Origin of the sequence: Collinsella aerofaciens (genome assembly GCF_028206795.1) — a bacterium.
Lineage (GTDB): Bacteria > Actinomycetota > Coriobacteriia > Coriobacteriales > Coriobacteriaceae > Collinsella > Collinsella aerofaciens_AX.
On sequence record NZ_JAQLFJ010000005.1, the window covers coordinates 45244 to 57464 of the forward strand.

Annotated in this window: 8 protein-coding genes; 4 read left to right on the plus strand and 4 right to left on the minus strand. The window is 61.6% G+C overall.

Going from position 1 to position 12221, the window contains the following annotated elements; all coding sequences use genetic code 11:
* Positions 1 to 111 precede the first annotated feature (111 nt).
* The gene (locus tag PMX70_RS04415; protein ID WP_271743002.1) at positions 112 to 2556 is read left to right on the plus strand and encodes a DEAD/DEAH box helicase; all 2445 of its coding nucleotides are present in this window, start codon (positions 112 to 114) and stop codon (positions 2554 to 2556) included.
* A gap of 27 nt (positions 2557 to 2583) precedes the next feature.
* Here PMX70_RS04415 and PMX70_RS04420 read toward each other — a convergent pair whose 3' ends face one another.
* From PMX70_RS04420 to PMX70_RS04435, 4 genes are all read right to left on the minus strand, one after another.
* Positions 2584 to 3462 (minus strand): spermidine synthase, encoded by an 879-nt coding sequence (locus tag PMX70_RS04420; protein ID WP_117563509.1) that lies wholly within the window; start codon positions 3460 to 3462, stop codon positions 2584 to 2586.
* Entirely contained in the window at positions 3463 to 5370 is a 1908-nt protein-coding gene (locus PMX70_RS04425; protein WP_117840168.1) for an elongator complex protein 3, read from the minus strand.
* Positions 5371 to 5467: 97 nt separating this feature from the next.
* A complete protein-coding gene (locus PMX70_RS04430; RefSeq protein WP_271743003.1) occupies positions 5468 to 6364 on the minus strand; it encodes a DUF4097 family beta strand repeat-containing protein in 897 nt (298 codons plus the stop codon).
* Positions 6364 to 7077 carry a helix-turn-helix domain-containing protein gene (locus tag PMX70_RS04435; protein WP_117640543.1) on the minus strand — a complete coding sequence of 238 codons (714 nt, stop codon included), beginning with the start codon at positions 7075 to 7077 and terminating at the stop codon, positions 6364 to 6366. The genes PMX70_RS04430 and PMX70_RS04435 overlap by 1 nt, the downstream gene beginning before the upstream one ends.
* A gap of 267 nt (positions 7078 to 7344) precedes the next feature.
* Here PMX70_RS04435 and PMX70_RS04440 point away from each other — a divergent pair, with 267 nt between their 5' ends.
* From PMX70_RS04440 to PMX70_RS04450, 3 genes are all read left to right on the plus strand, one after another.
* Positions 7345 to 8217, plus strand: a complete 873-nt coding sequence (locus tag PMX70_RS04440) for a methyltransferase domain-containing protein (protein WP_117563514.1) — start codon at positions 7345 to 7347, stop codon at positions 8215 to 8217.
* Positions 8218 to 8335: 118 nt separating this feature from the next.
* Positions 8336 to 9175 carry a tRNA (guanine(46)-N(7))-methyltransferase TrmB gene (gene trmB / locus PMX70_RS04445; RefSeq protein WP_117647468.1) on the plus strand — a complete coding sequence of 280 codons (840 nt, stop codon included), beginning with the start codon at positions 8336 to 8338 and terminating at the stop codon, positions 9173 to 9175.
* A 309-nt stretch (positions 9176 to 9484) separates the two neighbouring features.
* Positions 9485 to 12166 carry a DEAD/DEAH box helicase gene (locus PMX70_RS04450; RefSeq protein ID WP_117647466.1) on the plus strand — a complete coding sequence of 894 codons (2682 nt, stop codon included), beginning with the start codon at positions 9485 to 9487 and terminating at the stop codon, positions 12164 to 12166.
* Positions 12167 to 12221: the final 55 nt, after the last annotated feature.

The following is a 12221-nucleotide window of genomic DNA, read 5'->3' on the forward strand; positions in this document are numbered from 1 at the left end:
CAAAAAGGGACAGGTTTATTTTGGCAGGTTTTATCTGGGCAAACGTTGAAGCAGTAATGCAGCAAGCCGTTGCCAGCCGCGTTGAGAGATTCGTTGTTGAAAGGAGGCCCCGTGAACGCCTTTGACCGCTACGCCCCGTTTATCCAAGACTTCATCTACTCCCACGATTGGGAGAGCCTACGCTCTATCCAGGTTGCAGCAGCTGATGCCATCTTTAACACGCAAGATAATGTGCTCCTGACGGCATCCACGGCTTCCGGCAAAACCGAGGCAGCCTTCTTTCCCATCCTGACCGAGTTTTGGGAGAACCCGCCCGCAAGCGTGGGCGCCCTCTACATTGGCCCCCTCAAGGCGCTCATCAACGACCAATTCGTCCGCCTCAACGACCTGTGCGAAGAAGCCGATATCCCCGTCTGGCACTGGCATGGCGATGTCTCGCAATCACACAAGGCCAAACTCATCAAAAAACCGAGCGGCATCCTACAGATTACGCCCGAGTCGCTCGAGGCGCTCCTGATCCATAAGCACATGGCGATCCCGCGCATGTTTTGCGACCTGCGCTATGTGGTTATCGACGAAGTCCATTCGCTCATGCGCGGCGACCGCGGCGGGCAGACGCTCTGTCTTATCGAGCGCCTCTCGCGCATGGCAGGCGTGCAGCCCCGTCGCATTGGCCTTTCGGCCACCATCGGCGACCCCGAGCGCACGGGCGCCTTTCTCTCGCAGGGAACGGGGCGCGACTGCGTTATCCCCCGCTTTGAGGAACCGCACCGCGTGTGGCGCATCTCCATGGAGCACTTCTACAACTCGGGCCCCCAGGCTCAGCAACGAGGATTCGTAGGCACAGGTCCACAAGAAGCCGAGGTGCTTGCTTGCGAGCGTATTGAGACGGCGGCGCCCGCGGCGCTGCCCGCATCCGGACAAGACATGTGCCACAGCGGACAGCTTACACAGGAAGAACACCGTCAACGTCGTGAGCAGGCGCGGGGCAAGGCCGCTCCCAAAGACCGTCGCACTTCCTCGGCCCCCGAGGGCGAAGTCGACATCCCACGAGCGACCGAGCAGGCGCTTCTCAACCCCACCGACACGGCGCCCGACAACGCCGACCCCGGCATGGGCTATATCTTTGAGCATACGCGCGGCCGCAAATGCCTGGTCTTTGCCAACTCGCGCGAGGAGGCAGAGGCCGTGTGCTCCATGCTGCGCAGCTACTGCGAGAGCCGGCACGAGCCCGACCGTTTTCTCATCCATCACGGCAATCTTTCGGCATCGCTACGCGAGACGGCCGAGGAGCTCATGCGCGACGAGGAGCAGACGCAGACAACCGTCACCACCTCTACGTTGGAGCTCGGTATCGATATCGGCCGCCTGGAGCGCGCCTTCCAGATTGACGCGCCGTTTACCGTTAGCTCCTTTTTGCAGCGCATGGGGCGCACGGGCCGTCGCGATCTTCCGCCCGAGATGTGGTTTGTCATGCGCGAGGAAGAGCCCGAGCCGCGCACGATGATGCCCGAAACCATTCCCTGGAAGCTCCTGCAGGGTATCGCGCTCGTACAACTCTATCGCGAGGAAAAGTGGGTCGAGCCACCCAAGCTCGATCGTCTCCCCTACAGCCTGCTCTATCACCAGACTATGTCGACCCTCACCAGCACCGGCGAGCTCACGCCGGCCGAACTTGCCCAGCGCGTGCTCACGCTCAGCTATTTCCACCGTGTCTCGGCAGACGATTACCGCGTGCTGCTACGTCACCTCATTAAGATCGACCATATCCAGGTCACCGAAGGTGGCGGGCTCATCGTGGGTCTCGCGGGCGAGCGCATCATCAACAACTTTAAGTTCTACGCCGTGTTCCAGGAAAACGAGGAGTTTACCGTCCGGAGCGAATCGGCCGAGCTGGGCACGATCGTTAATCCGCCCCCGCCCGGTGAGCGCATCGCCATCGCCGGACACTGTTGGATTGTCGAGGAAGTGGACTGGAAGCGCCACACTGTCTTTGCCACGCAGGTCAAGGGCCGGGTGCCGGCCTACTTTGGCGACTGCCCCGGCGACATTAACACGCATGTGCTCGAGCGCATGCGCAAGGCGCTCAACGAGCACGCGACATATCCGTACCTTATGGGTAACGCACGGGCCCGCTTGGCGCAGGCTCGTCATACCGCCGAGATTTCGGGGGCGGGAACCAAGCCGCTCATTAACCTGGGCGGCGATACCTGGGTGCTCTTCCCCTGGCTGGGCAGCTACGCCTTTTTGGCGCTCGAGCGCATGCTCAAGATTAAATGTGCCGCGGAGCTGGGCCTTCGCGGGCTCGATCCGTCACGCCCGTACTTTATGCAGTTTAAGATGAAGGCCGACGAGGAGACGTTCTTTGAGGTGCTCGCCGCCGAGGCCGAAAAGGACTTCGATCCCATCGAGCTCGTCTATCCTGGCGAGGTGCCTTACTTTGACCGCTACGACGAGTTTGTTCCCGAAGAGCTCGTGCGCAAGGGCTTTGCCGAAGGCGTGCTCGACATCGAGGGTATGAAGCGGCGCGTTCTCGGCTGGCGCGACCACGCCTAAGACCAGTCTTTTTTGGGACGGGGAGACTTACTTGTCGTGAAGGACGGTGCCGAGGAAGTCGGTGTCGAAGGGCACGGCTTCGGCAAAGGCGTAGTCGCCGTCGCTGGCGATGAGCAGGTAGTTCTCCTCGCCGCCGAACTCCGTATCGCCACAAGGCGCCACCCAAGCGCGGTTGAACACCTCAAGTGCCGTGGCAACGCAATCGCGCAGGAACGTCACATCGCTCCCCTCGTTTGCGCTCACGATATTGGCAACGTAGATGCCGCCGGCATTCAGGCTGCCCCGCACCAGGCGCAGCGCCTCAACGGTCGCCAGCTCGCGCACAGGCTCGGCACCGCCAAAGCAGTCGCTCACAACGACGTCGTAGCGACGATGGCCCACGCTCGTCACACCCAGATACGAGCGAGCCTCGGCGGTAATCACCCGCAGGCGATCGCCCACCGTGTGCTCCAGTTCATCCAGATAGAACCAACGGCGCGCCAAGCGCGTTATCTCTCCGTCATACTCGATGACGTCCATACGCAAGCCCTCATGCGACAACAGTGCAAACTTGGGATAGGAAAACCCACCGCCGCCGAGCATAAGCATGCGGTCGATGCCGTGACCATAAGCGTCGCGCATTGCATCCTCGGCCTCAAACACATCGTCAAATGCACGATAGTACGCAAAGGCCGGCTCCGCCCAACGATCGCCAACATAGCTCGCGCTTTGGTAGACGCCGCCCTGCACGAGCACACGGACCTCGTCACCGCCCTCATTGTGCATGCGCTTCACCCGCGCCAGCCCGTTGCGGGTCCTCGCGACCTGCAAACAGGCAGCGCGAACAGCGACGGCGGCCGCACCAAGCGCCGCGGCTCCCAGGGCAACGCCGGCAACGACGCCGGCAGAAACACTTGGCTTGTTCATCTAGAGCTCCTTCTGCAGATAGAGTCCATGGTCATAAAACCCAAGATGGCGATAGTACTCGCGCGTACCAATCGCGCTGATCACGTTGATGTGCGTATAACCGGCATCCCGAGCTATCTGGCACGCACGCTCCACGAGCAAACGTCCCAATCCATGGTGCTGCGCCGCCTGACCCTGGTCGCCCACGCGCGCCGCCATACCGTACACGTGCACCTCGCGAATCATCGCCTCGTCCGGCGTCGTCGGCAGCTCGTCCACATGCGCGGCAACAAAAGCGCGATCGGGCAGCGACAACCGCAAAAAGCCCGCGATCTTGCCCCGCGGCGTCACCCATTGCAAAAAGTGCTCGTAAGTCACCGGCGTCTCGTACGCCACTTCCTCATCAAGGGTCAACTCGTCCAGGTCGGCACCCGCCGTGCTGATCTCGCGATAGCGAATCTCACGCACCGTCGCACCGTCACCCCGAGCAGCCAGGCGGTTCTCGACGAGCTGACGTAGGTTGGGCTTCTTGTTGCCCACCATGATGTCGTCGGAGCTAAAGTCGCGAATCATACGGCTGATGCGGCAGAACGCCGGCGTCACCACGATGTCGTCGGCCAGCACATCGAGCAGCTCTTCCTCGGTATAGGGGCGCCACTCGCCACGCTCATAGCAGCCCACCAGACGCGAGCCCTCGATGAGCGCACACGGGTAAACCTTGACCTCGTCGGGCATAAAGGCCCCTTCGGTCATAAAGCGCTCGTAGTCGCGCTTGTCCCCCTCGGGCGTGGCGCCCAGCAAGTTGAGCATAAAATGCGCGTGGATCTTAAAGCCAAACAGGCGCGCAAGCGAAAACGCCCGCTCGATCTGCGCCACCGAAATGCGACGCTCGTTGATATCGAGCAAATGCTGGTCGAGGCTCTGGATACCCATCTGAATCTTGGTGCAGCCCAGACGGCGGATAAGCGTGAGGGCCTGCGGCGTTACGGCATCGGGGCGCGTCTCGATAACGAGTCCCACCACGCGATGCTTCGCCGTCTCGTTGATGCGCTGCTGACGCTCGAGCTCCTCCATCGTTGCCGTCTGCCACTCGGTGACCTCGCCCCACGGCGTACCGGGGCCGTACAGACGACGCACCGCGCGGTTATAGCCGCCCACGGCAACATCCACACGCTCCTGCTCGTCGGCAACGCCGGCAGCGAGCTTGGCCTCGTCTGTCGCAATGCCGGCAGCCCGATAGCGCTCGCGGCGCTCTGTTACCACCGGCGGCAGGGCATCGGCGGGAGCGTCATCGAGCAGGCGCCCCGCCTCGGCACGGCTGATGCCCGGACGCGCCAACATGGGGTTTGCCGCCACGCCCGCCACCGCATCATCATTGAGCGCACGGAAGAGCTCCGACATAAACCATGCCTGATACCCTTGCGAATAGTCGCTCCAGGTACCGCCGAGCACGATGAGCTCGATCTTGTCGGTCGCATGCCCCATCTGCGAAAGCGCCGTCAAACGGGCGCTCACCTGCAGATATGGATCGAAGCAGTTTTGCTCCGCACGGGCGCACGCCGGCTCGGCGTGCAGGTAGCTTTTGGGCATGCGCAGATCGTTGGGGCAAAACAGGCAATCGCCCGAGCATGGCCAGGGCTTGGTGATGACGGTAATGGTCGCCACGCCCGAGGCCGTTCGGCGCGGCTTCATACGCAGCACCTGCAGCAGTTGGCGTTCCAGATCGGCATCGACATTCCATCCAGCCCAACGAGCCGGCTCCTCGCGCTTCACCCGCTGGTAAAACGGCAGCAGGCGGCGCTTGGCCAAATCGCGTTTGTCGGCGCCCTCACGGCGCGCCTCGGCATGTATCAGCTTGACGAGTGCCTTGTCGTCCACGGTCTCGCCGCGACGCAGAGCCTCGAGTATGTTCAAAATAATCTGTTCCATGCCCCCATTGTAAAGGCAAAGGCGCCGGAGCCAGTCACGGCCCCGGCGCCTCCATCAAAGAGCATGCCTATATGCACCGATCTCCGAAAACCGCATGTCACACCGATTCGAACGACATGTCGCCCGAACCGACCTCAAAACGATACGTGGCAGACTTATCGCCGTTATCGAATTCAAGATTCAAAACGGTCTCGCCGTCGTAGCCAAGCGGAAGGAAATCGCTCTCGAAGTCGCCGCTGCCCAAGGTGAGGCTCGCCTTAAAGCCCGTCGAGTTCGGAACCGTCATCTCCACATCGCCCGAGCCCACGCTCACGTCCATCGACTTCGCGGGGGCCTGGTAGAGCTCGAACGTCACATCGCCCGAACCGACCTCGGCATTCAGGGTATCGGTCACGGTACCCGTAAACTCGACGTCTCCCGAGTCCAACGTCAAATCGAAGTCGTGGCACGCAATGTCCGTAATCGTCAGATCCCCCGACCCCACATTCGCCGAAATGTCCATCATGTTATCGGCAAGCTCGCGCGGCAGCTCGATGGTGACCGTACGGTCAAGCGCACGCTCGTCATCGCAGTCGAACTGGTTAATCTTGAGCGTAGAGCCCCTAATCTCGGCCAGATTTTGCGTGGCAGCATCGTAAGCAGTTACTCCTTTTGCAACGCGACCACTCTCGATGACACGCACCGGTCCATCGGAAACGTACTTAATATCGACCGTACCCGACGTCACATCCAGGTCAAGGGACTGGAATGAGTCGGCATCGAAGGTTTCGCTCGAAAGCTGCCGAGACTGAGCGGAATAGTTACCGCCATCCAAAGAATCGTCCCCGTCAACCACATCGTCCATACCGGACAAACCGGATGCAATATCGCCGAGATCCCACGGGCCATCAAAATGAAACAATATCCGCGAAGTGCCAAAGATAAGCCCGATGATGAGCACGAACGCTCCGATACCGACGCCCAGGCGGACCTTGGACTCATGCGAGAGCTTCATCATTCATCACCTTCTTTGGCGCTCGGCTCAGCGGCGGTCGAGGAAGCCACGTCAGTATCAACCGCAGCGGAAACATCCTGAGCCTTAGCCGCCTCCGGCGCCGGACCAACCTGAATATCCCCGCGTGCCCAATCGCCATCGAGCGCACGCGCCACCCAGTGATAGATGGGGATTGTAAAGAAGATCAGCGCGGCAAAGGAGCCACCAAACAGGAACATCAGCAAAAAGAACAGCAGCCAGCACACGGCCCAATACGGAAACGACTGGAACGGACCTTTCACCGGAGTCGAGCCAGCTGCGCCGCCACTCGTCACCTGCGCCGTAGCGGCATTGGCGGCCTGCGCGCTCCAGCTTGCCGCTTGCGCCGCCTTGGCGGCGGCATCACTCGCCTGTGTTGCCGCCTCGGTAGCACGTGCCGCTGCCTCATGGGTACGGGCGCGCTCCGCTGCCTCGGCCTCGCGCTGACGGGCGCGGTCCTCGTTCTCAAACTCGATATCGTCCTCGATCTCATCGCTCGGATTAAGGAGCTCATCCAAACTCACACCATAGAGTTTTGCGAGCGAGATCAGGTTCTCGGTATCGGGCGAGCTCTCCGCACGCTCCCATTTACTGACCGCCTGGCGCGACAGCCCCAGCTTTCGCGCCAGCCCTTCTTGGCTAAAACCCTTGCTGCGACGAAGGTCGGCGAGCCGCTGCGCAGTTTCTACATTCATGGTTCCTCCTATGCGATGCCAGCCGTGCCGCCGGACCGTTTTTGTTCTTAAGGCGCCTTGCACAGTTAAAAATCTATCCGCCACCGCCAAAAGCATGCCACCTATTCTAGTGAGATTTTTGACAACCGGCGGTTGCGGGCATATATGAGCTGCGGAAATGTGTCCAAACAAAGCAATGACCCGCAGCTCGGTTGTCCCCGTTGCGGCGTTAACGGTAGTATGGTCGTACTGTTTATTCCGCACCGCCAACGGAGGGAGTTCCGCGCCGTGAACCGCGATTTCGCCTCATCGCTCATTCAGCTCAACAATACGTTCTATCGCGAGCACTCCGCCTCCTTCTCCGATACGCGCCAGGCACCGTGGCCCGGCTGGGTACGCACCATGGACATAGCGCTCGAGCAGCTCGACGTCGCCACGATCGAGCATCCCGTCCGCGTCTTCGATCTTGCCTGCGGCAACATGCGATTCGAGAACTTTGCCGCCGGCGGCGCACTTTCCGCCAAGGGCGTCGACGGCGCAAACCCCTCGGCAGACGCCAGTTGCCCGTTTGAGTTCTATGGTGTTGACTCGTGTCAGGATTTGGCTATCGATGCGCACGGTCACGCCCTGCGCATTCCCAACCTGCACTTCCAGGAACTCGACGTACTCGATGCCCTCATGAAGCTCAACCCCGCCGAGACACCCGACGTGCTTTTCGACGCCCCGCTCGCCGACATCTCGGTCTGCTTTGGCTTTATGCACCACGTGCCGTCGTGCGAGTACCGCGTACGCGTGCTCGACGCCCTGGTGCGCCAGACGCGCCCAGGCGGCATCATCGCCATCAGCTTTTGGGAGTTTATGAACGACGAGCGCATGGCGCGCAAGGCCGTTCGCGCCGAAGCCCGCGCCGAGCTCACCCCGCCGTTTGAAAGTTACGATTCCGCGCAGTTTGAAGCCGGCGACCACCTCATTGGCTGGCAAAACGACCGCCACGCCTACCGCTATTGCCATCACTTTGACGATCAGCAGATCACCGACCTGGTGCGCGGCGTGCGCACATTCTACAAGAGCGGCGAGGTCCCCGTGCGCGAGCTTGAGCGCTTCCATGCCGACGGTCGCAGCGGCGAGCTCAACCGTTACGTGATTCTCAAGCGCCTGTAGGCATCGGCGACTTGCCGCCGAGCCGCACCGCAACTTTCGGGCAAGCTATGCCCCACCCTTTTCAACCCATTGATGGAACGTGCTGCCATGCGTTCCATACTCATGATCAAGGAGCCTCATGGGAGCCGTCCACGTTCGCACGCCTAAGAACTTTGTGCTCGAGGAGCGCCTGGAGCGCTACGCCGATGCGATTGAGACGAACCCCGAGGCCTATGCCGGAGATTGGCGCGAGGCTTGCGCGCCAGTTGGCAGCAAGCCCTTCGAACACCTTCACCTGGATCTTGGCTGTGGCAAGGGAACGTACCTTGTAGAGCGCGCGGCCCACGAGCCAAACACCCTCTTTATCGGTATGGACCAGGAGCCCATCTGCATCGCCTATGCCGCACAGAAAATCTGCGAGCAGGAGCTGTCCAACGCACTCGTCCTGCCCCGAGGCGCCGCATCGCTGCCGCAGCTGTTTGCCGCAGGCGAGCTCGATGCCATTACCATTAACTTTCCCACGCCGCAGCCCAAGGCCAAGTACGCCAAAAAACGACTCGTCCATGTCGACCATCTGATGCTCTACCGCCCGCTCTTTTCAGCCGGCGCCACCGTCACACTGCGAACCGACAGTAAGCCATTGCGCGACTACGCCCTGGGGCAGTTTGCCGCGGCCGGCTACGACACGCTTTGGGTAAGCGACGACGTCCGCCGCGACCATCCCGAGCATCCCGAGACCGAGTACGAATGCCGCACGCGCGAGATGGGTGCCGTCGTCTATGGCATTTGCGCCACACCCGGCGCGCAGCCCAGCAATGAACAGCTCGCGGCGGGCCGCGCGCAGGAGCAAAGCCTTGCCTGCTACCTGCCCGAAAACCTCGATGAGCTCACCTATGTACCTCTGGGCATGGAAGAGGCCGTCGAGAACTTTAGAAACCGCGCCCGCAAAGGCAAGAAGCGCCTGCCGCAAGAGTCCTAGGGGCTTCTGATGGTCGCGGCGTCGGCAAACAAGCGCAAATTGGCGCCAGCGAACGGCCCTCAAACCTAAGTGAGTAGACTTTTTTGCAATAGCCAGGCACAGCCCGCATAGCGAAACATAAAACCGCAGGTAGAACCCTTGCGCAAAAGTCATGTGCTCGCAATATCGCAAAAAGTCTACTCACTTGGCTAGCGACTACACTAAACGGCTGGGCAGAACGCCCATTTCCTGCATTTTCTTGCCTGCGAACGCATCGATGCGACGCTACGCCATAATAGTTGGCGGACAATCGCGAGAGAAAGCAAACACATGGCACAGACCACGACAGATATCGCCGCCAGCACCGTCCCCGGTGCCGGAGCCGCCAGTTCATTCTCGGGCGGCACGGGAACCGAAGCCGAATTCGGCTCACTCGGTGCGCTCTCCCCCACCTGGTGGGAGCCCGAGGACGGCAGCGAGCCCGAACCGTGGCTCACGCCCGACCAGGCCTTCGAGCGCTTCTTTGAATGGACGAGCGATCGCGGTATTGAGCTGTGGGACCACCAGGAAGAGGCCCTCATGGATCTAGCCGCCGGCGATCACGTCATTCTGGGCACGCCGACCGGATCGGGCAAGTCGCTTGTCGCGCTGGGCATGCTCTTTATGGGCATGGCACAGGGCAAACGCTGCTATTACACGGCCCCCATCAAGGCTCTGGTCAGCGAGAAGTTTTTCGACCTTGTGCAGGTGCTCGGCCGCGATAACGTCGGTATGATCACCGGCGACACGCATATCAACACCAAGGCGCCCGTCATCTGCTGTACGGCAGAAATCCTCGCCAACGACGCACTACGCGAGGGCGAAGATGCCGATGTTGGCTGCGTCGCCATGGACGAGTTCCACTACTTTGCCGACCCCGATCGCGGTTGGGCCTGGCAGGTGCCGCTGCTCACCCTGCCTCACACGCAATTCATGCTCATGAGCGCCACGCTCGGCGATGTCACTGCCATCGCCGCCTCACTCGAGGAGCACACCGGCGCTGCTTGCGACTTGGTCGTCGACGCCCCGCGTCCTGTTCCGCTGAGTTACGACTATGTGACGACCTCCCTCGAGGGCACGGTCGAGCTCGCCATGCGCCGCGACGAGGCCCCACTCTATATCGTGCACTTTAGCCAGGATGCCGCACTTGCGACGGCACAGTCGCTCGCCAATTTTGGCATTGCCAACAAGGAGCAGCGCGAGGCCATCAAGGAGGCGGCCAAGGGCACGAGCTTCTCGACGGCCTTCGGCAAAATCCTCAAGCGCTTGCTCGGATGCGGCGTCGGCGTGCACCATGCTGGCATGTTGCCGCGCTACCGCCTGCTGGTCGAGCGCTTGGCGCAGCAGGGCCTGCTACCCGTCATCTGCGGCACCGATACGCTCGGCGTCGGTATCAACGTGCCCATCCACACCGTGGTGCTCACCGCGCTCACCAAGTTCGATGGCTATAAGATGCGTCGTCTGCGCGCCCGCGAGTTCCATCAGATTGCCGGTCGTGCCGGCCGCTCGGGCTTCGATACCGAGGGCATGGTCATCGCCGAGGCACCCGAGCACGAGATCGAGAATGCCAAGCTTATGGCCAAGGCGGGCGACGACCCCAAAAAGCTCCGCAAGATTAAAAAAAAGAAGGCCCCCGAGGGCTTTGTCACCTGGAACAAGCAGACGTTCGAGCGCCTGATCGAGACGCAGCCCGAGACACTCAAGCCGCGCCTGCGCATCACGCACTCCATGGTGATTAGCGTGGTCGAGCAGGGTGGCGATGCCCGAGCCCGCGTACACGACCTCATCGAGACGAGCCTGCAGACCCCCGAGGAAAAGGCTAAGCTCGAGGTTCGTGCCGACGAGATCTTCGCCACGCTCATCGATTCCGGCGTCGTCGTGCGCACCGAGGTGCCGCCCGCACCCGACGCTCCGGCTGACGCCGCGCCGGACATCGACTACGCACTGACGGTCGACCTGCCCGAGGACTTTGCGCTCGACCAGCCGCTCTCGCCGTTTTTGCTTGCCGCGTTGGAGCTGCTCGATCCCGAGAGCGAGACCTATACCATGGACCTGATCTCGATGGTCGAGGCAACGCTCGAGGATCCCAAGCAGGTGCTGCGCGCTCAGGAGCGCGCAGCGCGCGACCGCGCGATGGCCGAAATGAAGGCTGACGGCGTCGAATATGAGGAACGCCTGGAGCGCATCCAGGATGTCACCTACGAAAAACCGCTCGAGGACTTGCTCGACGCCGCCTTCGACAAGTACTGCCAGGAAGTGCCCTGGGCAAACGACTACCAGCTCTCTCCCAAAAGCGTCCTGCGCGATATGCTGGAAAGCGCGAGCGATTTTAAGGGTTACATTCAAAAGCTCGGCATCGCCCGTTCCGAGGGCATTTTGCTGCGTTACCTGGCAGAGGCCTACCGTTCGCTCGACCGCACCGTGCCCATCGAGAAGCGCGACGAGCGTCTGCGCGACATTATCTCGTGGCTCGGCTTTGTGGTGCGCTCGGTGGACTCGAGCCTGGTGGACGAGTGGGAGAACGCCGGCAACCCGGCAGCCCTCGATGCTGCGCCGCCGCAGGGCATCGACGAGGTCGTGGCGGACCGCCGCGGCTGCACGCTGTTGGTGCGCAACGCGCTCTTCCGCCGCGTGACCCTTGCCGCCCGCGAGCACGTTCGCGACCTGGGCGAGCTCGACGACGACTGGGGCATGAGCGAGATCCGCTGGCAAAAAGCACTCGACGCTTACCACGAGCAGCACGAGGAAATCCTCACCGACGGAGATGCCCGCAGCGCCGCGATGTTTTCCATCGACGAGTCCGACGAGAAGACCGCGCACGTATGGCACGTGCACCAGATCTTTGCTGACGAGGATGGCGACCACGATTTTGGCATCATGGGCGATGTCGATCTGGACGCCACGCAAGACGGCGGCGAGGTAATCTTCAAGAACTACCGTGTCGGCTTTATCGAGGACCTGCTCGAGGACTAGCCGGGCGCAATGGGACGAAACAAAGCGGGGTCGCTGGCAACATCGCCAGCGGCCC

Excerpts from the sequence above, each read along its gene's own strand:
- PMX70_RS04450 (WP_117647466.1), top strand. The coding sequence starts at position 9,485 with ATGGCACAGACCACGACAGATATCGCCGCCAGCACCGTCCCCGGTGCC.
- PMX70_RS04425 (WP_117840168.1), bottom strand. The coding sequence starts at position 5,370 with ATGGAACAGATTATTTTGAACATACTCGAGGCTCTGCGTCGCGGCGAG.
- PMX70_RS04430 (WP_271743003.1), bottom strand. The coding sequence starts at position 6,364 with ATGAAGCTCTCGCATGAGTCCAAGGTCCGCCTGGGCGTCGGTATCGGA.
- trmB (WP_117647468.1), top strand. The coding sequence starts at position 8,336 with ATGGGAGCCGTCCACGTTCGCACGCCTAAGAACTTTGTGCTCGAGGAG.
- PMX70_RS04435 (WP_117640543.1), bottom strand. The coding sequence starts at position 7,077 with ATGAATGTAGAAACTGCGCAGCGGCTCGCCGACCTTCGTCGCAGCAAG.
- PMX70_RS04420 (WP_117563509.1), bottom strand. The coding sequence starts at position 3,462 with ATGAACAAGCCAAGTGTTTCTGCCGGCGTCGTTGCCGGCGTTGCCCTG.